This window comes from Pseudoalteromonas sp. APC 3694, from assembly GCF_030407565.1.
Lineage (GTDB): Bacteria > Pseudomonadota > Gammaproteobacteria > Enterobacterales > Alteromonadaceae > Pseudoalteromonas > Pseudoalteromonas tetraodonis.
The window spans coordinates 21,636-44,343 of record NZ_JASDDE010000001.1 but is presented as its reverse complement, the minus strand read 5'-3'; the positions used below and the strand labels follow the sequence as shown (position 1 = coordinate 44,343).

The 22,708-nt window shown below is 40.3% G+C and carries 24 protein-coding genes; 16 read left to right on the top strand and 8 right to left on the bottom strand.

Translation table 11 applies throughout. The features are described 5' to 3' along the window. The first annotated feature begins 11 nt into the window (after positions 1 to 11). Positions 12 to 509: a chemotaxis protein CheW gene (locus QMA00_RS00240; protein WP_008112225.1), complete on the top strand. Its 498-nt coding sequence runs from the start codon at positions 12 to 14 to the stop codon at positions 507 to 509. 18 nt (positions 510 to 527) lie between these two features. Beyond that, complete coding sequence (locus tag QMA00_RS00235) at positions 528 to 929, top strand: DUF2802 domain-containing protein (RefSeq protein ID WP_290155407.1); 402 nt, start codon at positions 528 to 530, stop codon at positions 927 to 929. 27 nt (positions 930 to 956) lie between these two features. Here QMA00_RS00235 and QMA00_RS00230 read toward each other — a convergent pair whose 3' ends face one another. Both QMA00_RS00230 and QMA00_RS00225 read right to left on the bottom strand, forming a co-directional pair. After that, a complete protein-coding gene (locus QMA00_RS00230) occupies positions 957 to 1,265 on the bottom strand; it encodes an EscU/YscU/HrcU family type III secretion system export apparatus switch protein (protein ID WP_010387940.1) in 309 nt (102 codons plus the stop codon). 2 nt (positions 1,266 to 1,267) lie between these two features. Then, positions 1,268 to 3,433 carry a flagellar hook-length control protein FliK gene (locus QMA00_RS00225; RefSeq protein ID WP_290155404.1) on the bottom strand — a complete coding sequence of 722 codons (2,166 nt, stop codon included), beginning with the start codon at positions 3,431 to 3,433 and terminating at the stop codon, positions 1,268 to 1,270. A 92-nt stretch (positions 3,434 to 3,525) separates the two neighbouring features. On the opposite strand from QMA00_RS00225, the gene ccmA reads away from it, so the two are divergent. From ccmA to QMA00_RS00175, 10 genes are read left to right on the top strand one after another with little or no spacing between them, the layout of a single operon-like run. Continuing rightward, complete coding sequence (gene ccmA, locus QMA00_RS00220) at positions 3,526 to 4,167, top strand: cytochrome c biogenesis heme-transporting ATPase CcmA (protein WP_290155403.1); 642 nt, start codon at positions 3,526 to 3,528, stop codon at positions 4,165 to 4,167. Continuing rightward, positions 4,167 to 4,853 carry a heme exporter protein CcmB gene (gene ccmB, locus QMA00_RS00215; RefSeq protein ID WP_090494420.1) on the top strand — a complete coding sequence of 229 codons (687 nt, stop codon included), beginning with the start codon at positions 4,167 to 4,169 and terminating at the stop codon, positions 4,851 to 4,853. The genes ccmA and ccmB overlap by 1 nt, the downstream gene beginning before the upstream one ends. A gap of 1 nt (position 4,854) precedes the next feature. Then, positions 4,855 to 5,592 carry a heme ABC transporter permease gene (locus tag QMA00_RS00210; protein ID WP_010387946.1) on the top strand — a complete coding sequence of 246 codons (738 nt, stop codon included), beginning with the start codon at positions 4,855 to 4,857 and terminating at the stop codon, positions 5,590 to 5,592. Positions 5,593 to 5,594: 2 nt separating this feature from the next. After that, positions 5,595 to 5,798, top strand: coding sequence for a heme exporter protein CcmD (gene ccmD, locus QMA00_RS00205; protein ID WP_290155398.1), 204 nt, complete (start codon positions 5,595 to 5,597; stop codon positions 5,796 to 5,798). Then, positions 5,795 to 6,274 carry a cytochrome c maturation protein CcmE gene (gene ccmE / locus QMA00_RS00200; RefSeq protein ID WP_008465420.1) on the top strand — a complete coding sequence of 160 codons (480 nt, stop codon included), beginning with the start codon at positions 5,795 to 5,797 and terminating at the stop codon, positions 6,272 to 6,274. Before ccmD ends, ccmE begins: the two co-directional genes overlap by 4 nt. 1 nt (position 6,275) lies before the next feature. Continuing rightward, positions 6,276 to 8,237: a heme lyase CcmF/NrfE family subunit gene (locus QMA00_RS00195; protein ID WP_290155396.1), complete on the top strand. Its 1,962-nt coding sequence runs from the start codon at positions 6,276 to 6,278 to the stop codon at positions 8,235 to 8,237. Continuing rightward, positions 8,234 to 8,806, top strand: a complete 573-nt coding sequence (locus QMA00_RS00190) for a DsbE family thiol:disulfide interchange protein (RefSeq protein ID WP_016899242.1) — start codon at positions 8,234 to 8,236, stop codon at positions 8,804 to 8,806. Before QMA00_RS00195 ends, QMA00_RS00190 begins: the two co-directional genes overlap by 4 nt. Beyond that, on the top strand, positions 8,803 to 9,264 hold the full coding sequence (locus tag QMA00_RS00185; protein ID WP_013465536.1) for a cytochrome c-type biogenesis protein: 462 nt from the start codon (positions 8,803 to 8,805) through the stop codon (positions 9,262 to 9,264). The genes QMA00_RS00190 and QMA00_RS00185 overlap by 4 nt, the downstream gene beginning before the upstream one ends. Continuing rightward, entirely contained in the window at positions 9,265 to 10,521 is a 1,257-nt protein-coding gene (gene ccmI, locus QMA00_RS00180) for a c-type cytochrome biogenesis protein CcmI (protein WP_290155393.1), read from the top strand. Between the two features lie 9 nt (positions 10,522 to 10,530). Continuing rightward, positions 10,531 to 11,262 carry a VacJ family lipoprotein gene (locus QMA00_RS00175; RefSeq protein WP_008112252.1) on the top strand — a complete coding sequence of 244 codons (732 nt, stop codon included), beginning with the start codon at positions 10,531 to 10,533 and terminating at the stop codon, positions 11,260 to 11,262. Between the two features lie 56 nt (positions 11,263 to 11,318). Here the strand turns inward: QMA00_RS00175 and QMA00_RS00170 are convergent, their stop codons facing one another. Then, a complete protein-coding gene (locus tag QMA00_RS00170) occupies positions 11,319 to 12,542 on the bottom strand; it encodes an HDOD domain-containing protein (RefSeq protein WP_290155391.1) in 1,224 nt (407 codons plus the stop codon). Between the two features lie 345 nt (positions 12,543 to 12,887). On the opposite strand from QMA00_RS00170, the gene putP reads away from it, so the two are divergent. Next, the gene (gene putP / locus QMA00_RS00165) at positions 12,888 to 14,399 is read left to right on the top strand and encodes a sodium/proline symporter PutP (RefSeq protein WP_069438690.1); all 1,512 of its coding nucleotides are present in this window, start codon (positions 12,888 to 12,890) and stop codon (positions 14,397 to 14,399) included. 234 nt (positions 14,400 to 14,633) lie between these two features. Here putP and QMA00_RS00160 read toward each other — a convergent pair whose 3' ends face one another. Continuing rightward, on the bottom strand, positions 14,634 to 14,933 hold the full coding sequence (locus QMA00_RS00160; RefSeq protein ID WP_008113309.1) for a YebG family protein: 300 nt from the start codon (positions 14,931 to 14,933) through the stop codon (positions 14,634 to 14,636). A 297-nt stretch (positions 14,934 to 15,230) separates the two neighbouring features. Between QMA00_RS00160 and QMA00_RS00155 the strand changes: the two genes are divergently transcribed. Next, a complete protein-coding gene (locus QMA00_RS00155) occupies positions 15,231 to 15,524 on the top strand; it encodes a ComEA family DNA-binding protein (RefSeq protein WP_076920603.1) in 294 nt (97 codons plus the stop codon). 12 nt (positions 15,525 to 15,536) lie between these two features. On the opposite strand, the gene QMA00_RS00150 is transcribed toward QMA00_RS00155, so the two are convergent. The 3 genes from QMA00_RS00150 to nhaB all read right to left on the bottom strand — a co-directional run bounded on the left by QMA00_RS00150 (position 15,537) and on the right by nhaB (position 18,049). Further along, the gene (locus QMA00_RS00150; protein ID WP_024602042.1) at positions 15,537 to 15,839 is read right to left on the bottom strand and encodes a DUF6170 family protein; all 303 of its coding nucleotides are present in this window, start codon (positions 15,837 to 15,839) and stop codon (positions 15,537 to 15,539) included. Position 15,840: 1 nt separating this feature from the next. Then, positions 15,841 to 16,359 carry a disulfide bond formation protein DsbB gene (gene dsbB / locus QMA00_RS00145; RefSeq protein WP_076920602.1) on the bottom strand — a complete coding sequence of 173 codons (519 nt, stop codon included), beginning with the start codon at positions 16,357 to 16,359 and terminating at the stop codon, positions 15,841 to 15,843. Positions 16,360 to 16,477: 118 nt separating this feature from the next. After that, positions 16,478 to 18,049 (bottom strand): sodium/proton antiporter NhaB, encoded by a 1,572-nt coding sequence (gene nhaB / locus QMA00_RS00140; RefSeq protein ID WP_290155388.1) that lies wholly within the window; start codon positions 18,047 to 18,049, stop codon positions 16,478 to 16,480. A 301-nt stretch (positions 18,050 to 18,350) separates the two neighbouring features. Here nhaB and fadR point away from each other — a divergent pair, with 301 nt between their 5' ends. Continuing rightward, positions 18,351 to 19,064 carry a fatty acid metabolism transcriptional regulator FadR gene (gene fadR, locus QMA00_RS00135; RefSeq protein ID WP_008109093.1) on the top strand — a complete coding sequence of 238 codons (714 nt, stop codon included), beginning with the start codon at positions 18,351 to 18,353 and terminating at the stop codon, positions 19,062 to 19,064. Positions 19,065 to 19,299: 235 nt separating this feature from the next. Beyond that, on the top strand, positions 19,300 to 19,905 hold the full coding sequence (locus QMA00_RS00130; protein ID WP_008109095.1) for a peroxiredoxin C: 606 nt from the start codon (positions 19,300 to 19,302) through the stop codon (positions 19,903 to 19,905). Between the two features lie 63 nt (positions 19,906 to 19,968). Here QMA00_RS00130 and QMA00_RS00125 read toward each other — a convergent pair whose 3' ends face one another. Continuing rightward, positions 19,969 to 22,563, bottom strand: coding sequence for a TonB-dependent receptor (locus tag QMA00_RS00125; RefSeq protein WP_036981807.1), 2,595 nt, complete (start codon positions 22,561 to 22,563; stop codon positions 19,969 to 19,971). Positions 22,564 to 22,708: the final 145 nt, after the last annotated feature.

Sequence of the window (22,708 nt, the reverse complement as noted above, 5' to 3'; positions counted from 1 at the left end):
GAGGTAAGAGCATGAGTGAAGATAAATTACTGTCAGCTAAGAAAAATGCAGATAATAATGATGAGATTTTGCAGTGGGTTACGTTCAAGCTAGAAGATGAAACTTATGGCGTAAATGTAATGCAAGTGCAAGAAATACTGCGTTACACCGAGATTGCTCCTGTACCAGGTGCGCCTTCGTATGTGATTGGTATTATTAACTTACGTGGTAATGTTGTTACCGTTATTGATACTCGCTCTCGTTTTGGTTTACCTGATATTGAAGCGACGGATAATTCACGTATTTTAATTATTGAAGCAGAAGAGCAAGTGATTGGCATTTTAGCCGATAGCGTTTCTGAGGTTGTTTACCTACGTAGCTCTGAAATTGACAGTGCGCCAAATGTAGGTACAGAGGAAAGTGCTAAATTTATTCAAGGCGTATGTAACCGCGACAATGAGTTACTTATTCTGGTTGATTTAAATAAACTACTTAGTGATGACGAATGGGATGAGTTAAGCGATATATAAGCTTCTCTACATAAAACTATGTTATTACTTGGTATTGCTATTGCGGGTTTAGTTTTTGGACTATTCTCGCTGCTTTTAATTGTGATGTTTAAAAAGCGCTATGCGAGTGAGCTTGGCGCGCAATTACAACAGTTTAAAGATTCATCAGAGCAGATTAATATTTTACGTAGCGAAGTGTCTGAGTTGCAAACCGGTTTACTGAGTATTGGTAAGCGTGTGCTTGAGGTAGAACAACAAAACCAAGAGCTGATACAGCAACAAGCAGCTCAAAAATACGATGACCCCGATGCTAAAATATACTCTCGTGCGGTAAAAATGGTTGAGTTAGGTGCTGATTTAGATGAGGTTATTCGCGAATGTGAATTACCCCGCGCCGAGGCTGAACTATTGTTTTCATTACACAAACAAAAAGGCGCTTAGCGCCTTTTTTGCTTTTATAACACTGCGTTATGCTTTTATATTTAGCTTTCCCTGAAAGTCTTGCCAACCAGGCGGAAACTTTCCTCTAACCACGTATGAAAACGCAATGAGCTCAGCAATAACAAAGTACAACTCTTTGGGGATCTCTTCTGCGAGGTCTAATTTCGATAGCGTATTTGCAAGTGCTTCATCTTGATGGATTAAAATCCCTTTTTCTTTGGCTAGGGCAATAATTTCATCCGCCAGTTCACCAAACCCTTTAGCACTTACAATGGGTGAATGTCCCGCCTCGTAGAGTAGTCCAATTGCTGAATTGCTTTTTGATGACTCAGTCATGGCTAAACCTTAATATTAATAATGGCATGGGATTGGTAAAATGCTTGATGGTTGTCATCCGCTCGTTTTAGTTTAAGCTCACCCACTTGTAAGCCTTGTTTTGCCAGTTTTGAGCGTAAATTATCAAGATGTGGATGAGCTAAAGCGCTCACCGCTTGGGTTGAGGCTAACAACTGACAATCTAAAGCTTTATCCATGAGTTCTGCGATTATTTGTAGCTTACCCAGCTCGGCATAATCAAAGTTGAGCCTAACAAACCAGACATTTTTATCCGCTAGTTTACCGCTACTGTGCTTTTTATACTGCCCTAAAGTTATTTCTGTTTGCGCCGCTTCAGCAGGCAGCTTCATCGGTAATAAAAATTGCACTAAGGCGCTTGTGTCAGGTTGTTGGCTAATAGCAGGCGTTTGTACTTGACTTAATGTATTTTTAATTTGGGTTAATTCACCTGCTAATGCTTGTACTTGTGGTTGCTGTAATTGTTCCAACAATTTATTGGCGCTATTACCCACTTTAAACGTCGGTAATAAAGCCTGCAGTAAAGCTTCTAAACCCGTTTGATTATTAATACTCACCGCACTTGGATTTTGGTTAATGATAGGCGCGGCTAAAATGCTTAATGAAAGCTGTTCAACACCTCTATTAAACGAGCTCTGTAAAATGTCGCTTTGAAGTTGTGTGGGCTTTATGGTGCTGAGTATTTCGCGCTGTATGGTTGCTGGGTGTAAATTAGTATCTGACAACATGCGATTAAAAGCCTGATTAACTAAGCGATTTAAATCGGTTCCTTGATCCGTCAGTTTGCTTGTAATGGTATTAAGTTGGCTGCTTACTATTTGGTTGGTCGCATCTTTTTGTTCTATTGAGGTGTTTGGACTGTGTTTTAAAACCGTCGCTAATAAGAGTTTTTCTAAAGGCTGTAAGCTCTGACCAAATGTAGCCGCGTTAGTTGGTGAGGATGAAAAAGGAGTCACTAAAGGAGATAAAGCGTGTGCTGCTAACGGTTGTTGTTGCCACATAGAAACGCTTGATTTTATTTGCTGGGTAAATTGCATTAGGGGCGGCGCTAAATTTGACACGTTTTTTAATTGTGTCATGTCAATTTTTTGCATTGGGGTGAGCCATTTTTGCTGAGCATTGCCTGTAAATTCTGGTTTTTGAGATGAGCTTACCGAGGTCGTAAATGGCTTGCTTTCAAAGTACTTTACCGCATCTAAAATACGTGTTTTAAAATCAGCAAAACTGCTTTTTAACCATGATTGTATGGGACTGTTTATCGTGCTGAGCGGATGCTGTTTACTTGGCGAGGGATCAATTAGGCCTTGCGACTGTTGCAAAGAGAGCATCTCATTAAACGGTTTACTAAATGAGTTTTTAAGGCTCACAGTCATAGTGTGATAAGCGGTTTTGATCAGTAATTTATCTGCTTGGTGAGTAATGTTTACCTTAGTCGGGATGGTAGGTAGTTCACTTAATTGTCGATGACTTAGGTTAATAGTTAATGAGTCTTTAAAAGAGTTTGGGCTTAATACAGCAAACTTAGGCATAGCATGAAGTTGAGCAGAGGTTAAATTACTGGCAAGCAACTGTGTTAGTTTGGCTTGGTTTAGTGGCTGTGAATGCACTATATCAGCAAAACGATTAATGATATTTAGCCGTGTACCTTTGCTATCCGTTTCAATCATCCCCTTTATTAAAGGCTCATCTGCGAGTAACTGTGCAACGTGTTTATTAATAGCAATACTGGCATTAAATTTTTCAATGACCAACTTTGGTGTGGGTTGTAATACCACCTGAAGTGATAGTGGACTGTTTTGAATATCACTTTGGGTGTTTATAAAATTTAAAAATCGTTGCAACTGAGCCGGTTGTTTAATTGTTAAAGTTGTATTGTTAGGGATGATGGTTAAGCTTTTACCATCTGCACTTAACTGTATGTTAGCGCTTGCTATTTTTTCAACGTTTGTGAATGTCTCAGTTGTCCCAAGGCGAATCGTTTGCCAATGCTTATTCATAAACACATCAAGCGTGACTGAATCTTTAGAAAACTGAATATTTTTTGCCGCCAGCACTTCAGGTGGCAGTGTTGCTAACGCAGCCTTACCTGAATCAGTTGTTTGATTACTAACCTGTGGGTTAGACAATGTGATGTGCGTTGGTGTATTCATTATTTTATATCAAGTTTTCTTTATTTTAAGTAAATCGATTCTAAAGCAATATTCGTATTACCCTATCATTATGGTAGACTTACGGCTAATTTTTGGCAGAGAGAATCGTCATCTTGTTACACATTAAGTCCGTTACTTGTATCAAGCAAGAGCGTTGTTTGTTTGATGAACTTAATTTTAGCCTTAAAAGCGGTCAAATCATGCAGTTAGCTGGCCCTAATGGGGCTGGTAAAACATCATTATTGCGCATTATTGCTGGTTTTTCGCTGCCGGATGAAGGTGATATTTTATACCTAAATCAATCTATCAAAAAATATTATGACGAATATGCCAGAGACTTATTATTTATAGGCCATAAAACCGGTGTTAACGTACAACTTAGTGCACTTGAAAATGTAGCACATTGGTTGGCTATTAATGGTTATGTTGATACTCCTGATTTATACCCTTTATTAAGTAAGTTAGGTTTAGTGGGGCTGGAAGATGTGCCTGTAAGAATGTTATCTGCGGGTCAACAGCGGCGGGTGGCACTCGTTCGATTATGGTTATCTGAAGCGAAGTTATGGATTTTAGATGAACCTTTCACGGCGCTAGATAAAAACGGGGTTGCCTTTTTACAGCAACGTTTTACTGAGCACTTATCAAAAGGGGGCGCTATTTTGTTAACAACACACCAAGACTTAACCACCCACTTTAGTGACTTACAAACGTTGACTTTGGAGTACCGCCACTAATGATACGACAGCATTCATATTGGCAGTTATTTGTCGCGGTATTTAGCAAAGACGTTAAGCTCGCTTTTCGTCAGCGCGCTGAAATAGTTAATCCTATCTTGTTTTTTTTAATTGTTATCTCGTTGTTTCCATTAGCCATAGGGCCTGAGCCAGGCTTGTTATCAAGGATGGCACCGGGCATTATTTGGGTGGCGGCTTTATTATCGACCATGCTTGGCCTTGATAAACTGTTTAGAGATGATTACCACGACGGCTCTTTGGAGCAGCTCATTGCTTCGTCATACCCATTATCATTAACGGTACTGGGCAAAGTAGCCGCACACTGGGTGATCACCGGCCTCCCGTTAGTGCTAATGACCCCTTTATTTGCTTTACTACTAAATTTAGATACAACGGCCCTAATGGCTACGTTATTAACGCTATTATTGGGTACGCCTTTATTGAGCTTCATAGGCGCAATAGGGGCGGGCTTGACTGTGGGATTACAAAAAGGCGGCATTTTAATGAGTCTGCTCGTTTTGCCTTTGTATATTCCGGTTTTAATTTTTGCAACTTCCGCTATTGATACCAGCACTATGTCGCTGGATTACAGTGGTCAGCTTGCAATCCTTGGTGCAATGTTAGTCGTTGCGACTATCAGTGCGCCAATTGCCATATCATCAGCATTAAAAGTGAGTGTAAGTTAATATGTGGAAGTGGTTACATCCGTATGCGAAAGCAGAGCGAGCATATCAATTATGCAATACTCTACTGCCATATTTTGCAGTAGTAACGGTTATTAGTATGGTTGTTGGTTGGGTATGGGGATTAGGTTTTGCTCCTGCCGATTACCAACAAAAAGACAGTTACCGTATTATTTTTATTCACGTGCCCTCCGCTATTTTATCTATGGGCGCCTATTCATCAATGGCGATTGCAGCCATTGTTGCGCTTGTATGGCAATTACGCAATGCAGAGCTTGCGGTGATTGCAATAGCACCCGTAGGTGCCTGCATGACCGCAATAGCCTTAATCACCGGTGCTGCGTGGGGTAAACCTATGTGGGGTGCTTGGTGGGTATGGGATGCACGACTGACCTCTGAACTCATTTTGTTATTTTTATATCTAGGGGTGTTGTCTTTGTACCATGCCTTTGAAGATAAAAAATCAGCCGGTCGCGCCGCGTCTATTTTAGCTATTGTTGGGGTTATTAACTTGCCTATCATTCACTTTTCGGTGGAATGGTGGAATACCCTGCATCAAGGGGCAAGCATCACTAAGTTTAACCGTGACGCGGTAGATCCAAGTATGTTTTGGCCGTTAATGATTAATATTTTAGCCTTTGCCGCGTTTGTTGGTACTGTGACTTTAATTCGTCTTAAAAATGAAATTTTACACCGTGAAAAGCACCGCCCATGGGTGCGACAGTTGTTAACTAAGGGGTAATTATGCAGTTTGACTCGTTTTCAGATTTTATTGCAATGGGAGGCTATGGCTTTTATGTATGGCTTTCTTTTGGTACATGCGCATTAATTTTATTAGGCATTTTATTTAGCTCGTTACGCGACAAAAAACAAATTTTAGAGTCGGTAGAGCAGCAAATTGCGCGTGAAACTCGAATTAAAAATTCTAAGCAGGAGCAAACCACGTGAACCCTAGACGTAAAAAACGCCTTTTGGTTATTATTGCCGTACTCTTTGGTATTGGTGGATCAATTGGTTTAGTGTTGTACGCCTTACAAGAAAACATTAATTTGTTTTACACCCCCAGTGAATTAATTGATGGTAAAGGCCCGAATAAAGAAAAGCCTCATATAGGACAAAAGCTCCGCATTGGTGGTATGGTTGTCCCTGGTACAGTGCAAAGAAATGAGCAAAGCTTACAGGTAAGCTTTAAGTTGATTGATACTGGCCCATTGGTCACGGTGCGTTATCAAGGAATTTTGCCTGATCTATTTCGTGAAGGGCAAGGAATTGTTGCACAAGGTGTGTTAGTTGAACCTAACGTCATTGAAGCGTTTGAAGTACTGGCTAAACATGATGAAGAATATATGCCAGCCGAGGTTGCCGAGGCAGTAAAAGGAATTAAGCACGAGAAACCAAAATACAATTTAGATAGTGGGAGCTAATATGATCCCAGAACTTGGTTATTTTTCCCTAACATTGGCCATGGTACTGAGTATTCTGTTGTGTATTTTCCCACTTTGGGGTGCACACACAGGAAACCTTCGTTTGATGCGCGCTGCGCCATCACTTGCTATTGGTCAGTTTGCATTTGTTGCTTTGTCTTTTGCTGCGCTTATTTATGCCAGCTTAACCGATGATTTTACCGTATCTTATGTAGCGTATCACTCAAGTAGCACCTTGCCTTGGTATTATAAAATAACCTCAACATGGGGTGGCCATGAAGGCGCTATTTTACTGTGGTTATTAATGCAGGCCGGTTGGACCGCCGTTGTTGCTGTGCGTTCAAAGTCACTGCCTTGGGTACTTCGTGCTCGCGTATTAGGTGTGCTTGGCTTTTTAGGTGTCGGATTTATGATGTACACCTTGCTACTTTCAAGTCCGTTTGAACGTTTACTGCCCTATTTCCCTGTTGAGGGACGCGATTTAAATCCATTATTACAAGACCCAGGGATGATCATTCACCCTCCATTACTTTATATGGGGTATGTCGGTCTTTCTGTTGCTTTTGCCTTTGCTATTGCCGCGTTGTTAACCGGCAAGCTTGATAACACCTGGGCAAAATGGTCACGCCCATGGACAATGACGGCATGGGGCTTTTTAACCTTAGGTATCACCATAGGTAGTTGGTGGGCCTATTCAGAGCTAGGCTGGGGCGGCTGGTGGTTCTGGGATCCTGTTGAAAATGCATCACTCATGCCATGGTTAGTCGCAACCGCGTTACTGCACTCTTTAAGTGTGACTGAAAAACGTGGCGTATTTAAATCATGGACAGTGTTACTGGCTATTGCGGCATTTTCATTAAGTTTACTAGGCACCTTTATCGTTCGCTCAGGAATTATTGTTTCGGTGCATGCCTTTGCAACAGACCCTGATCGTGGCTTATTTATTCTTGGCTTTTTGGCCGTAGTTGTTGGCGGCGGTTTAGCGTTATATGGCTTGCGTGTCTCACAAGTTAAAAGTGAAGGGCGTTATAAGTTTGTATCGCGTGAAGTGGCACTTTGGTTAAACAATATTTTCTTAGTGGTTGCTACGTTAATTGTACTGTTAGGTACATTATTACCTATGGTGCACAAGGAAATGGGGCTAGGCAGTATTTCAATTGGCGAACCTTTCTTTAATAAAATGTTTGCTATTTTACTGGTGCCATTTGCTATTTTAATGGGCATTGGACCTTTCCTGCGTTGGAAGCAGAATAAGTGGGCCTTTTTACAAAATAAAATATTTGTAGGCGCATTAGTCAGTATTATCATTACCTGTGCGTGGTTATTTAGTAGCTATGAGGTAGTGACTCCATTAACACTTTTAGCAACCACGCTAGGTGTATGGATATTTATTGCCACTTTTATTGATTTATATACCAAAGCAGCGGTTCATGGCTCGCTTAAACTCGGTATAAAGCGCTTAGGTTTAAGCTATTGGGCAATGGTGCTGGGGCATGTTGGTTTAGCCTTTGTTATAGCGGGCATTACACTCACCTCGGCGTATTCAGTTGAGCGTGATGTATCAATGAAGCCTGGTGATAGCGTACAGCTAAATCAGTATCAATACCGCTTTGAAGGTGTGAAGACTATTCGTGGTGCAAACTACAGTGGTCATGCAGGTGTCGTGACGGTATTAAAAGGGAATGACACTGTAACGCGTTTATATGCAGAAAAGCGTCGTTACGATATTGGTATGCAATTTATGACCGAAGCCGCTATTGATGCCGGATTCACTCGTGATTTATATCTTGCGCTTGGTGAGCAACTAAGTGAAGGGGCATGGTCATTACGTATTTACCATAAGCCGTTTGTACGTTGGATGTGGATTGGCGGTATTCTGATCTCACTCGCTGGTTTTGTGATTTTATTCGATAAGCGCTATCGCGCCTCACCGCGAAAAGATGAAATAGAGGGGGCAGTATGAACCGTAAACTTATCGCAATTGCCCCTTTATTAATTTTTATCTTTATCTGTGTGTTTTTATACCAAGGGTTGTTTGCCAACCCGCGGGAAATACAAACAGGGCGAATTGGTCAAACGGTGCCTGCGTTTAATTTACCTGATTTAATGCAAGACGATAAACGTTGGACTGATGAGCAGCTAAAGGGTGACGTGTATTTGCTAAACGTTTGGGGCACATGGTGTCCGACGTGTTTAGCTGAGCTTGGCTATTTAACTAAGCTACGCGAGCAAGGGGTTAAAATTATCGGCTTGTATTATGTACAAAGTTACGACGCCGATTTTGATGGCCCATTTGATATGCAAGGGCTGCGTGATGATGTGAGTAATATGCTTTCACGTGCGGGCGACCCTTATCAATTTAATATTTTAGATTTAGAACGTTCATTGTCTTTAGATTTAGGGGTGTCCGGTGCACCAGAGACATTTTTAGTAGATAAAAATGGCACCATTTTGTTACATCACACTGGTGATATAAACCCTCGAGTTTGGCGTGCTAAGTTTGCGCCTATTATGCAGGAGCTGCAGCTATGAGATTGTTTTTATTAACCCTTAGCTTGTTTGTTAGTGTAGCTGCGTTTGCTCAGCAAGACCGTTATCAATTTGATAGCAACGAGCAAGCTGTTCGCTTTGAAGAGCTAACAAAAGAATTACGTTGCCCGAAGTGTCAAAATCAGAATATTGCTGACTCTGATGCTGTTGTCGCAAAAGACTTGCGCGAGCGAGTGCTGGCGTTGGTAAAAGATGGCAAAACCAAAGATGAAGTTATTGATTACATGATTGATCGATATGGCTATTTTGTTCATTACGATCCACCGGTAACACCTGCCACGTTAATACTGTGGGTACTTCCGGTACTCATCGTAATAATTGGGTTTGGCTTTATTGTGATTCGCCAACGTAAAGCGTCGGTAAAACAAACCTGGAGTGACGCTGATGAAGTGATGCTCAATAAGCTGATTAAACAAAATAAACATCAGGAGCAAAGTTAAATGATTTTAATGTGGGCGTCTTTTGCTTTACTCACACTCATTGCATTGCTGTTTATTATTGTGCCTTTTTTAAAAAAAGAGCGCATAGTAACCATCACCCATAACGCCAATGCACAGCTTATCAGCATTTATGAACAGCGTTTAGTTGAATTACAGGCAGATTTAGATAATCAACGTATAGACTCGCAAAATCACAGCGAAGCTATTATTGAACTAAAACGCCGTTTACTTAATGAATTATCGCCGGAGAAGTCACTAAATAGCCGTGGTGACAATCGTATATTTGCTTTAACAGGGGCGGCGTTTTTAATTGCATTAGCAGCTATTTTTTATGCAATGACAGGCAGCCAGCAACAAATTGCAGCTTGGCATGATGCAATGGATAACTTGGCCGATTATGGTCAGCGCGCCGTAATGCAAAAGGGCGAGCCATTAACTAAAAATGAGTTACAAGCGTTTGCCCTAGCACTGCGTACTAAGTTAAGCCAAAGCGGTGATGATGAAGTCGCTTGGATGTTGTTAGGGCGTGTTGCTTTAATGCTAAATGAATTTGATATGGCGAAACAGTCATTTGATAAAACATTAAAAATAAACCCTGATAATATGCAGGCGCTTGTTAGCTACTCTCAGGTGCTATTACTTGAGGGCAGTGAAGAGAACATGACTCGTGCAGCGGGTATGCTTTCTAAAGTACTGCAAGCTCAACCAAATAACCTTGATGCGATTTCGTTACTTGCACTGATCGCCTTTGAGAGAAAAGACTGGCTACAGGCAAAGGCAGCGTTTGAGGTGTTACTTGCAAGTATGGATGAGTCTGATACGCGCTATGCTATGATCAACCAACGTATTAGCGAAATCGATCTACAAATTGCTCAGCAAAACGTGGCAACCAGTGGCGATCAGTTAGCGGCTCAAAGTATTCAAGTTACCGTTGATATCGATAGCCAACTTGCAGACAAACAGCCCAATAACGGTATTTTGTTTGTGTTTGCTAAAGCGGCTAAGGGATCACCGATGCCTTTAGCCGTGGTCAAACTAACAGACTATAGCTTTCCAATTACGGTTGAGCTGAGCGATGCTAATGCCATGATGGCAGGGCTAAACTTATCGAGTGCGAGTGAAATTATCATTTCTGCGCGTATCTCTAATGATGATTCAGTTATGCCAAGCACTGGGGAGCTTGAAGGGCATTCTCAAGTGCTTGCTTCTAAAGAGGTGCGCCAAGTGCAACTGAACATTGATACATTAATACCTTAAGGATTTGAGATGTTAAAACAAGGCTTACTTTTATTATGTTTACTCACGTTATCGGGTTGTGCTCAAGTGCCTGAGAGTAAATATGATGAGCGCGATCCCATACAAAGTGTAAACAGACCTATTTATGACTTTAATATGGACGTACTTGATGCTTATATTTTAAGGCCTGCGGCAGTGGGTTATATAACAGTAACCCCACAGCCTGTGCGTCGAAGTATTGTGCATTTTACCGATAATATTACAGCACCGGTTGATATTATTAATGCGGGTCTGCAAGGAAAGCCAAGCAGTGCCGGAATTAATTTTGCGCGCTTTTTAGTGAATTCTACGGTGGGAGTGTTTGGCTTATTTGACGTTGCAAGTTCGTTAGGGCTTGAAGTAACTGATGAAGATTTTGGCCAAACCTTAGGTGTGTGGGGAGTAGGCGATGGTGCCTATTTAATGATCCCGGCAATGGGGCCATCAACTGCACGTAACTTAACCGGTGATGTTGTTGATAATGTGGTTTTACCTAAAATTGCACTGACTACACCACAAACAATTTTAGTGTTTGCGTTAAAGGCGGTTGAGGCAAGGGCGTCTTTAATGGCTCAAGAGGGTTTATTAAATGATTCATTAGACCCATACCTGTTTGTTAAAGACATTTACTTTCAGCGTCAGTTATATGAACTCTACGATGGCAATCCGCCAATAAAAGAAGAGCCTGAAGATTTTGACGAAGATTTCTTAGAAAGCCTTTAATAAAAATAAAAACGCCAGCAGATGCTGGCTTTTTGTTTATGGGTATTAAAGATATTTTAGCTATCGATCATCACTCGCATTTGCTCACTAACCCAGTTGAGTGCTTCGTGATATGCATCAGGCACTTCATCGCCTAAGTTTAATTGCTGGGCTTTATCGTTCGCAGCTTGCCAGTTACCCTGCTCATACAGAGTGACTAAGTTTAAGTATTCAGCAAGTAGTCCTTCATTTTTTAACAGCGCTGTTTTTATCTCATTAGACAAAGGTAATTTAAGCATTACGCTGTCCATTTCTTCATCTAATATCGCATCCATAAGCGACATCATGCCGGTTAAAAATGCTATTCCTGTATCTCTAAGTTTGCCATGTGAAATTGCTAAAAGCTCACAAAAACGCGCGCGTGTTAGCGACAACCTAATAAGCTCCAGAGGTTTGTCTGCAGAGACTTGTGCGGCAAATAATAAAGAGAGTAGTTTTTTTATTTCAGCCGCGCCCAATACAATAAGCGCTTGTTTTATAGTGTTTATTTCAGAGCGGCGAGCAAATGCTGCCGAGTTTGAGTAGCGTAGCAGCTTATACGATAAGTTAACATCACGCTCAAATACATCGGTGATTTTTTTAAGATCCATTTCTACGCTGGAAGTTTCATAGAGTAGCTCAGCCAGTGCCATGCCCGATGGCGGTAATGCCTTGCTTTGCACCATTTCTGGTTTTGAAAAGAAAAAGCCTTGAAAGTATTCAAAACCTAGTTCAAAAGCTTGATTGTAAAGCGCGTAAGTTTCAACCTTTTCAGCAAGTAATTTTATATGTGGATAAGGTTTTAAATCCTCTATGATCGTTTTAACGTTTTCAATATCACAAGTTAAAAAATCGACTTTAATAATATCGATAAACGGATAAAAGTGCCGCCATACAGGTTGATGTGCATAGTCATCTAGCGCTAGCGTATAGCCTTTTTCTTTTAGGTCTTTAACAATTGCCAATAAGCGTTTACCTGGCTGGACGGTTTCGAGTATTTCAATTACCACCCCATCTTTGTTTAAAAGGGTTGGGTAGTCTTTTAACAAGGTGTCTAAGGTAAAGTTAATATAAGCGGGTTTATTATCAGTTAAATCTTCTAAGCCAAAGTTAAATTGACTGCCTTCAATCAGTCTAGACGTGGCTTCATCGCCGTCAATATCTGGAAATACGTTATCAACTCCATCACGAAATAAAAGCTCATAGCCAATTAGTTCTTTATTACGATCTAAAATAGGTTGCCGAGCAGCGTAAAAATACATATAGGATTCCGAAAGAGTAGAAATTGATTAACATTGTAATAATATATTGGAAAACATTCAAAATAGCATCGGTAAAATGAATTATTATTAATGAAATATCATGGCTTAGGTGATTTTTATTAATCTAAACTCATTGTTTTTTATTCTATTTGTTTTAAAAGCGAGCGAATAGATGGTTTTTTATCTACTTAAATTAGCGGGTTGGAGTTATTAGCAATTACCGTGTTATAGTTCAGTAGAAAGCTTTTATTCCAATACTGTCTTAATTATAAGATTTCAAGAGTCATTATTTGGATTACAAGCCTGTTATTACTTTTTTAAGTGGAGGCGAATTTGGAAACAGGAATGATTATTTCACTGGCATTATATTTTATTGTAATGCTGGGAATAGGACTATACGCATATAAGCAATCTACCAGCGATATATCAGGGTATATGCTAGGTGGTCGTAATTTAGCCCCCAGTGTTGCTGCCTTATCAGCGGGTGCATCAGACATGAGTGGTTGGTTACTTATGGGCCTACCTGGCGCAATGTACTTGTTTGGGCTTAGCAAGGTTTGGATTGCTATTGGCTTAGTATTAGGCGCATGGGCAAACTATTTCTTAGTCGCCCCAAGACTGCGTGTTTATACTGAAAAAGCAAATGACTCTATTACCATCCCTGATTATTTTGCAAATCGTTTTGATGATAACAAGAATATCCTCCGTGTGATCTCTGCAATTGTTATTATTGTGTTCTTTACTTTGTATACTTCATCAGGCGTAGTCGCCGGTGGTAAGTTATTTGAAAATTCATTTCAGATGAGTTACGAAATGGGTTTATACATCACCACGGGTGTGGTTGTTGTTTACACCTTATTTGGTGGCTTTTTAGCGGTTAGCCTAACAGACTTCGTGCAAGGTTGTATTATGTTTATCTCCTTGCTTGCAGTACCTATCGCTACTTATATGATGCTAGATCAGCCATTTATGGATACTTTAGCAAATGCAAATTACCAGCAGTTGTTAAGTTCACCAAAAGCCAGTGAAATCCATTCATTGAATATGCTTGATTGGTTTGCTGGTGGTTCTACCATTGCTATTATTTCTGCGATGGCTTGGGGCTTAGGCTACTTTGGTCAGCCACATATTATTGTTCGCTTTATGTCTATTCGCTCAGTAAAAGAAATGCCAACTATGCGTCGTATTGGTATGTCTTGGATGACACTATCTGCGATTGGTGCGGTATTTACCGGTTTATTTGGTGCTGCTTTTATGATTGAAAACCAAATGCCTATTGCCGATAAAGAGACCATTTTCTTAGTATTAGCTGAACTTATTTTCCACCCATTAATTGCTGGTTTCCTACTGGCTGCTATTTTAGCTGCGATTATGAGTACGATTTCATCGCAATTATTGGTGTGTTCAAGCTCGCTTACTGAAGACTTCTACAAGATTTACTTAAACCGCGATGCCTCGCAAACTGAGCTGGTGTTAGTAGGGCGTATTAGCGTAATACTGGTCGCGTTATTTGCTATTTACTTAGCGTATGACCGTAATAGTTCAATACTTGATTTAGTTAGTAACGCATGGGCTGGTTTTGGTGCTGCATTTGGTCCACTTGTCTTGTTGAGCCTTTACTGGAAACGTATGAACTTAAAAGGGGCTATTAGCGGTATGGTTGTTGGTGCTTTAACAGTGCTTGTATGGATTTATGCGCCTATTACCATTAACGGTGAGAGCTTAAGCAGTGTAATTTACGAAATCGTCCCAGGCTTCATTTTAGCGAGTATTGCTATTGTGGTAGGAAGCCTTGTGACAGCTGAACCGAAAAAAGAAATTACTGATCTGTTTGATGAAGTTGAATCGTCATTGTAACTGATTAGCTAACGTAAAGTGTTGGTTTTTATAAATGCCAATCAGTTTAACTGGTTGGCATTTTTTATTGGCTTACCTTTAGAAAAGACCATTCATCTCGTTTAAACAGCTGAGATTATGACGCTTAATCACCGATTACTCGCCTTTAGCTATTATTATTTAAAGGCATAAAAAAACTGAATTCGAATACCGAATTCAGTTTTTTTAATAATTACTATTGAGCTTTTAAAAGTACTAACTCGCTGCTTTATCTTTTATATCCGCAACGTTATCTGACTTTGTTTTTTTAGCCTTGGCGGGTACTTCTTTACCACCTTTAAGTACGGCCATAAAGTCGTCTTTACTTTTTGCAATCTCCAGCGCGAGCGACTCAACCTGTTGTTCACTTAGTGGTACATCTACTTTTTCAAGCATGAGTTCTAGTGACTCGGCAATATCGAGCATTTTGTCATAGGCATCAGCTTCTTTTTTAGTAGTAAACGTCATGCGCTCGACTCCGTTTCGTTCTACAACATATTTAACAACAACAGCCATGATTTCTCCTGCTTACTTACGTGGCAATATGATTATTTTAAATCATTAGATTACTGTTTTTATATACAGTACAAGCTTGCGCGTGGTTTTGCAAGCTTTAGCCTTAGTTTATCTGCAGCTTGGTTGACAATAAAGAGTAACTCTACTTTATTTATTAAGTCACTTTATAACGCGTTGCAGTAAAGGAGTCGCAAGGAGTGATTGTTACCGTTAGTACTTAGTAACCACAACGTTATGTAAAAGTGCTGGGTGTAAATAATCAACGAATGTTCATGTGAGAACACAAAAGGAAATAGTATGAAATTAATTAAAATCATCTCATTAGCCGCTGCTTTATGTTTATTACCTTTGGGTACCACCTTTGCGCAAAGCGATATGCTATCAAAGCAGGTGCAATCAGCCGTGGTTAATATTAATACTGCTGATTTAAAACAGTTAATTAAGTTACCAGGTGTCGGCAAGAAAAAAGCACAGGCAATTATCGATTATAGAGAAACCAATGGTGATTTCGCATCACTTGAAGATCTAGCTAAAGTAAAAGGGGTGGGTAAAAAAATGCTAGCCAAACTTGATGGAAAGGTGGCGTTTTAACTTAAAAGGGCGCTATGCGCCCTGATCAAACTGTTTTAAGGCAGCACCAAGGTGCTTTTTAGCAAAATTAACATCTACGGGGGCGGTTAGTAGCGGGTAGCTTAAACCAGCGACAATCAAAAAGGGCACGAGTAGCCATCCTTCAAAAAGGGTAAATATTAAAAAAAATGGGCTTAGTAGCATAAGCTTTACAATACGCATTAACACTCTGTCACTAGGAGAGAGCATACTTAACGAGATCGCAATAACGGTTTGTCTTTGACGAACTTTTAAGTGTTTAAGTTCGTCAACGTGGCTTGAAAAAAAAGTAAACATATTAAAGTGACTTTTTAGAGATTAATCGACTGGCCACTAACGCAAAAAGTGTGGCGGTAAACAATACAAAAATAACTTCCATCCATGCTGGCATACTTAAGCCTGCAAATTGCCAATCTATGTTTCCGCAATCACCGGTTGCCTCAAAAAATTGCGGTATCCAATGATGTAATGGCATAAACTCTGGAAAATTTGGCTCAAACTCACAGCTAAATGCGAAGGGGTCAGTGGTTGTTTGCATTTCAATGTGCTCACGAGCTATTAGTAACCCCCATACACTTGAAACCCCCCACACTGTATAAGCGATAATACGGACTACGAGGTTGTTTGGTTTACTGGCGCCAATAATACCGGCAAAAAGTAAGCCTAATACCGCGGTGCGTTGGTAAATACACATAATGCACGGTGCTAATCCCATGTTGTATTGAAAAAAGAGCGCGATGACTTCAAGCAGAAAAACAATCCCACTGAATAATAACCAAGGTGTACGTTGAGTACTTAGATTAGCAAGCCAGTTCATAACAAATCCGTATTTAAATAAGGGCTTAGATTATGACGTAGGATAAACAGCGGAGCAAGTAAAAGGGAAAAAGTGAGGTGCTATGAAATTTCCTAGCTCCTCAAAGTCGGGGAAGCTCTTAATGCCCAGAATTCGCTACAGGGATGTGGTGTTGTATTATCCCCCAGTCATAAAACAAACTGGTTATTTCACTCAAGCCAAAATAAGTCGCGCTTAACCCAACAAAGGTAAGCACAAAAGTGTAAGGTAAAGCCATATACACCATTCGACCGTAAGATAGGCGTAACACGGGAGCTAGTGTTGATGTCAGTAAGAATAAGAAAGCAGCTTGACCATTAGGGGTGGCCACGCTGGGTAAGTTTGTGCCGGTGTTTATCGCCACTGCAAGTAAATCAAATTGGTCTCGAGTTATTTGACCTGCTTTTAGAGCTGCAGCAACTTCATTTATATATACAGTGCCGACAAATACATTATCACTGACCATTGAAAGCAATCCATTAGCGATAAAAAACATCACCAATTGTAAGTGCCCTTCAAATGTTAGTACCCAAGTAATCACAGGAGTAAAGAGTTGTTGATCGATGATTACTGCAACCACACTAAAAAATACACAAAGTAGTGCAGTGAAGGGGAGGGCCTCTTCAAAGGCTTTACCGAGTTGGTGCTCTTCTATTATACCGGCAGACGACGTGGCTAAAATAATCACCGATAAGCCAATTAAGCCTACGGTTGCTAAATGTAACGCTAAGCCAGTAATTAACCAGATAGCGATAAGTGCTTGAATTGTGAGGTTAACTCTATCGCGTTTGGTGCGTTTTTTATCAAGTGTTTGTGCATGGTTTTTTAAAATAGCATGAATTGTTTCTGGCAGTTTTGCACCATAGCCAAAGGTTTTTGTTTTTTCTAATAAAAAGGTCGTTAATAAGCCCGCAAAAAGCACGGGTAAAGAAACGGGCAGCATTCTTAAAAAGAACTCACCAAATAGCCAACTTGCTCGCTCTGCAATAATTAAGTTTTGTGGTTCACCAACCATAGTACACACGCCGCCAAGTGCGGTCCCAATCGAGGCATGCATGAGTAAATTACGTAAAAAAGCACGAAACTCTTCAAGCTCTTGACGGTTTACCTCTTTTACTTGGTTATCATCGTTAATATCGTGCTCACTGATAAAATCTTTTCCTGAAGCCACCTTGTGATAAATACTATAAAAGCCCATGGCCACCGCAATAACAACCGCCATTACAGTCAGGGCATCCAAAAAAGCTGATAAAAACGCAGCAGCTATTGCAAAGGCAAGCGATAAAACGGTCTTACTTCTTACTGAAACCACTAACTTGGTAAAAATATACAGCAGCAGATCTTTCATGAAATAAATACCGGCAACCATAAAAATAAGTAATAAAAGCACATCTAGGTTTTGTGCTATTTCATGTTCAACTTGCATGGTTGATGTCATACCAATTAATAGTGCCTCAATGGCAAGTAGACCACCAGGTTGCAGTGGGTAACACTTGAGCGCCATGGCCAGTGTAAAAATAAACTCAATAACCAGTATCCAGCCAGACAAATAAGGGCTTAATTGAAACAGCAGCGGGTTAACTATTAAAAATGCAATAATGGTGTATTTATACCATTGAGGTGCTTTACCTAAAAAATTTATAAACATTGCAGATGGGACACTCTGTTGCATGATTTTACCCTAGGAAGGCGTTTAATAGTCTGGTTAATGTCATTAACTTAGTCCAGCTTATAGAGGGTGTAAACAACTAAATAATAATAGTCAAAGTGTCTGGTATGAATAATAGGTTGGCATTCATATTGTGTTTAAAACCTATCGGTAAAACTAGCGAATCATACAAGTAAAGTTGCCTTTTTAATCACATACCTAGGTAATTTAACTTACTTTACTTGTTAGTTGTGGCTTGTCTGGTACAATCAGTCAGTTAATCGTATGTAGCGATGTGATGTGGATTAATTCGAGTAGGAATTGAATGAGAATTTTTAAAGCGAAAAGCCCAGCAGGATTTGCTGAGGAATACATAGTAGAGTCAATCTGGAATGGTGATTTTCCTCCAGGTTCAATTCTGCCTGCTGAGCGTGAACTCTCAGAGTTAATTGGTGTTACTAGAACCACATTACGTGAGGTATTACAACGATTAGCCAGAGACGGTTGGTTAACAATACAACATGGTAAACCTACTCGCGTTAATAACTTTTGGGAAACCTCAGGATTAAATATCCTTGAAACACTGGCACGTTTAGATGAAGATAAAATGCCAGAGCTAACCGATCAGTTACTTTCAGCACGTACTAATATCAGCGCAATTTATACCCGTGCAGCTATAAAACTTGCACCAGAGCGTGTTATCGAAATTTTATCACAAAGCGACGAATTAGAAGACAGCGCGCAAGCGTTTGCAGATTATGATTATAAAGTTCATCATGAATTAGCTGTTGCCGGTAACAATCGCATTTATGTGCTCATCCTTAATGGCTTTAAAGGTTTTTATTCTAAGATTGGTTGTCATTACTTTTCAGATCCTCGCACTCGCGAGCTTGCACGCCAGTTTTATAAAGACTTAACAAAGCTTGCTGAGAATAAAGAGCACGATGGTGCAATATTCATGATGCGTAAATATGGTCATCAAACCGGTGAAATATGGCAACATATTCGCGGTGATATGCCTAGCGATATTATGGATTAGTAAAAAAAACCTGCTTTAAGCAGGTTTTTTATGATTAAAAATCAGTCCATTTATCAAGCGTTCGCTATTTTAGAACGATGCTATCTATAAATACGATTGTTAATTTATTTTTGATACTCATAGAATAACGTTTAATTAAATATGGTTGCTATTGTAATTTTAAAATTAGTGCCCATATTAGTAATCAGTATTGCGTAAGCAATTGACAATAAACTCAAAATATTTGGAGAATAAAATGGGTGTATTAGTAGGCCGCCAGGCACCAGACTTTACCGCTGCAGCTGTTCTAGGTAACGGTGAGATTGTAGATAGCTATAACCTTCACGAAAAAATCAAAGGTAAAAAAGCAGTAATCTTTTTCTACCCACTGGATTTCACTTTTGTATGTCCTTCTGAGCTTATTGCTTTTGATAAGCGTTATGCAGAATTCCAAAAACGTGGTGTAGAAGTAATTGGTGTTTCAATCGATTCACAGTTCTCACACAACGCATGGCGTAACACGGCTGTAGCAGACGGCGGTATTGGTAAAGTTCAATACGCACTAGTTGCAGACGTTAAACACGAAATCTGTAAAGCATACGACGTTGAGCACCCAGAAGCCGGCGTTGCATTTCGTGGTTCTTTCTTAATCGACGAAGAAGGTAACGTACGTCACCAAGTAGTGAACGATTTACCACTGGGTCGTAACATCGACGAAATGATCCGTATGGTTGATGCACTAGCATTCCACAGCGAGCACGGCGAAGTATGTCCTGCTGGTTGGACTGAAGGTAAAAAAGGAATGGACGCAAGCCCTGAAGGCGTAGCTAAATTCTTATCTGAAAACGAAGGCGAGCTATAATTTAGCTCTTTAGTTTAAGATAAAAAAACCGCCATATTGGCGGTTTTTTTTATTGCTTTTTAATTAAAACGAAAAGCTCACTTTAGTGTAAATATAACGACCTCGAGGGTTATGTACACCCGATGCGTAACCATACAGATCTGAATCACCATCACCAATTGCAAATGGTGGCTCTTCATCAAATAAGTTGTTCACACCTAGCGATACTTTAGCTGACTCAGTAATACGGTATGATGTTTGTAAATCTACCAGTACTTGTGAATCAACAGTACGCGATGTATTGCTATCGAAGTCTAAGTTACCATCGAAGTCGATATCTGGCGTATCTTCAAACTCACCCACATAACTAATGTTCATGTTTGTGTTGAACTGTCCAATTTCCCAGTTAGTTGAGAAAATCCAGCGGTGCTCTGGGTAACCATATTCACCGGTATAATCGCGGCCGTCTTTTTCAAATTTATCTTGATAAGCCCATTCTAAATTGAATTTTAGTAAGCCTAAATCATCCAGTGAGTGATTGTAGTTTGCTGAAATATCAACGCCCGAAACTTCTTGTGATGACACGTTTTCAAAAGTACTAAAAATCTTTTGAATAGTTCCTAGGCTGTCTGTACCTGATGGTGGTAAGCGAACACATACGGTACTATTTTGGTTATTACACTCTGAGTTGTAAATTGGACCAAACTCTTGCTCATCAATTTTATTGTCTTGGGTGATACTCCATACATCTACACTCAAACCAAAGTCAGTTGTAGGTGCCCAAATAAAGCCGACGTTCCAAGATTCAGACTCTTCAGCCTCTAAGTCAGGGTTACCGGCAAATTCAATGTTGTAATCTAGTGCATCACAATCTTTACCCGTTGCGTCACAACGGTAATTATCGATAAAGAACTGGCTCTCTTGAGATGGCCCTAAACCTACTTGTGCAAGTGACGGAGCTCTAAAGCCTTGCGCCCAAGAACCACGCACTGTGATTTCATCTGTAGGTGCCCAGCGTAAAGCAACTTTAGGGTTGGTTGTGGTACCAAAGTCACTGTAATCATCGTAACGACCAGCAAGTTGTAGCTCTAAGTTCTCAGCAAGTGGAATTGAAAACTCTACATAGGCAGCGTATTGGTCACGCTCTGCTGCAGCTGACACAGACTCGGTACCAAAGATTAATCCTCGTTGGAATTGATCATCTGGCGTATCCGTTACGTCTTCTTCGCGGTATTCAATACCGGCCGCCATCATGACAACATCATCACCAAAGCTAAATGCTTCACCTGAAATGTTAGCATCGAACGACGTCATATGAGACTCGCCTTGACGAACCAAGCTCGTAGTAATTCTATCAATTACAGCCGGATCGTTGTAAGTGCCGCCGAATGGGTTGTAGTTACCAGCGTCAATTTCTTGCTGTAAGAAGTCGGTACGTACCCAACCTTGTGAGCGATTGCCTGTTTGTAACGACTTACTACGTCCTTTTTGTACCGCTGTTTCCCAGTTCCAATCGTTTATTTCACCTTTTAAACCGGCAACAAAACGTAATGTGTCTGATTCGATATCCCATTGACGCGCACCCGCATCTACGGTTCTGTAACGACCTATTTCAATATCTTGGCCGAATGGGTTATTAGGGTGACTACCTGGTACTGTTAAACCCGCATCTTCATCAAGTGGCGTTGGGGCACCTGCTGCAATTGAGCTGTTATGCTGAACGGCCATTTCTAAGAAGCCCGTTATGCCATTATCAAAGCGGTATTCAAATTGTGAAATAGCACCTACACGTTCTGATGCCGGTGCAATATAGCCAAATGGACCATAGTCAAATAAACAACTGCCACTTGGTGTTGCATTTTCTGCAGGACACGCAGGGTCAATTGTTTTAACGCCATCAACATAAAAGTAGCCTGGGAAGCCACGTGATGAACGAAAATCTTCACCGCCATATGGAGATTGATTAGCAGTACCTAAACGCCCCATTTCATCTGATGATAAAGAGGTGTTTTTAAAGTAATCAATAATAACGGATGCGCTACTTTTTGCACTAGTAGTACCCCAAACAATACTGGCTGTAGTTTCTTCATAGTTAGGGCCATCTGTGCCGCCGTAACCTAAGTTTACTTCAATACCGTCAATATCTTTTTTCAAGATAACGTTTACAACACCCGCTACAGCATCAGAGCCATAGATTGCTGAGGCGCCATCTTTTAAAATATCAATACGTTCGATTGCTGAAACAGGAATACTGTTGATATCAACGAATGAGTTGGTGATCCCTTCAGCAAATGCGCTGATTGCAACACGACGACCATTAATAAGTACCAAGGTAGCATCGGCGCCTAAGCCACGAAGGCTGACGGCAGCTGAGCCATTTGCGGTTGAGTCTTGGTTATTACCACGGGTTGAAAAGGTACCATTACCTGCAACAGGCATTCTTTCAAGAAGCTGTTGTAAGTTGTCATAACCCATGTTTTCGATGTCTTCTTTATTAATAGATTGTACTGGAGACGGGCCTTCGATGTCCGAACGCTTGATACGAGAGCCTGTTACTTGAATACGTTCTACTTTTTCTGCAGTTTGCTGTGCAGCATAAGTCGTTGTGCTAAAACCTGCTGACAATGCGATAGTAGCACCGATGATTAAGCTTGGTGTAAATGCAATTGATTGCTTCATCCTTAAGTCCTTGTTGATATGTTATAATTTACTTGTTTTACAAGTCTAATTATTAATACCATGTAACTTAAATGTTATCAATTGGCCGCAAAGATGATTTTGTTATCTGCACTAATATGTACTGATTTTCTCAATAAAGGTAAAC

Excerpts from the sequence above, each read along its gene's own strand:
- QMA00_RS00240 (WP_008112225.1), top strand. The coding sequence starts at position 12 with ATGAGTGAAGATAAATTACTGTCAGCTAAGAAAAATGCAGATAATAAT.
- QMA00_RS00235 (WP_290155407.1), top strand. The coding sequence starts at position 528 with ATGTTATTACTTGGTATTGCTATTGCGGGTTTAGTTTTTGGACTATTC.
- QMA00_RS00230 (WP_010387940.1), bottom strand. The coding sequence starts at position 1,265 with ATGACTGAGTCATCAAAAAGCAATTCAGCAATTGGACTACTCTACGAG.
- QMA00_RS00225 (WP_290155404.1), bottom strand. The coding sequence starts at position 3,433 with ATGAATACACCAACGCACATCACATTGTCTAACCCACAGGTTAGTAAT.
- ccmB (WP_090494420.1), top strand. The coding sequence starts at position 4,167 with ATGATACGACAGCATTCATATTGGCAGTTATTTGTCGCGGTATTTAGC.
- QMA00_RS00210 (WP_010387946.1), top strand. The coding sequence starts at position 4,855 with ATGTGGAAGTGGTTACATCCGTATGCGAAAGCAGAGCGAGCATATCAA.
- ccmD (WP_290155398.1), top strand. The coding sequence starts at position 5,595 with ATGCAGTTTGACTCGTTTTCAGATTTTATTGCAATGGGAGGCTATGGC.
- QMA00_RS00195 (WP_290155396.1), top strand. The coding sequence starts at position 6,276 with ATGATCCCAGAACTTGGTTATTTTTCCCTAACATTGGCCATGGTACTG.
- QMA00_RS00190 (WP_016899242.1), top strand. The coding sequence starts at position 8,234 with ATGAACCGTAAACTTATCGCAATTGCCCCTTTATTAATTTTTATCTTT.
- QMA00_RS00185 (WP_013465536.1), top strand. The coding sequence starts at position 8,803 with ATGAGATTGTTTTTATTAACCCTTAGCTTGTTTGTTAGTGTAGCTGCG.
- ccmI (WP_290155393.1), top strand. The coding sequence starts at position 9,265 with ATGATTTTAATGTGGGCGTCTTTTGCTTTACTCACACTCATTGCATTG.
- QMA00_RS00175 (WP_008112252.1), top strand. The coding sequence starts at position 10,531 with ATGTTAAAACAAGGCTTACTTTTATTATGTTTACTCACGTTATCGGGT.
- QMA00_RS00170 (WP_290155391.1), bottom strand. The coding sequence starts at position 12,542 with ATGTATTTTTACGCTGCTCGGCAACCTATTTTAGATCGTAATAAAGAA.
- putP (WP_069438690.1), top strand. The coding sequence starts at position 12,888 with ATGATTATTTCACTGGCATTATATTTTATTGTAATGCTGGGAATAGGA.
- QMA00_RS00160 (WP_008113309.1), bottom strand. The coding sequence starts at position 14,933 with ATGGCTGTTGTTGTTAAATATGTTGTAGAACGAAACGGAGTCGAGCGC.
- QMA00_RS00155 (WP_076920603.1), top strand. The coding sequence starts at position 15,231 with ATGAAATTAATTAAAATCATCTCATTAGCCGCTGCTTTATGTTTATTA.
- QMA00_RS00150 (WP_024602042.1), bottom strand. The coding sequence starts at position 15,839 with ATGTTTACTTTTTTTTCAAGCCACGTTGACGAACTTAAACACTTAAAA.
- dsbB (WP_076920602.1), bottom strand. The coding sequence starts at position 16,359 with ATGAACTGGCTTGCTAATCTAAGTACTCAACGTACACCTTGGTTATTA.
- nhaB (WP_290155388.1), bottom strand. The coding sequence starts at position 18,049 with ATGCAACAGAGTGTCCCATCTGCAATGTTTATAAATTTTTTAGGTAAA.
- fadR (WP_008109093.1), top strand. The coding sequence starts at position 18,351 with ATGAGAATTTTTAAAGCGAAAAGCCCAGCAGGATTTGCTGAGGAATAC.
- QMA00_RS00130 (WP_008109095.1), top strand. The coding sequence starts at position 19,300 with ATGGGTGTATTAGTAGGCCGCCAGGCACCAGACTTTACCGCTGCAGCT.
- QMA00_RS00125 (WP_036981807.1), bottom strand. The coding sequence starts at position 22,563 with ATGAAGCAATCAATTGCATTTACACCAAGCTTAATCATCGGTGCTACT.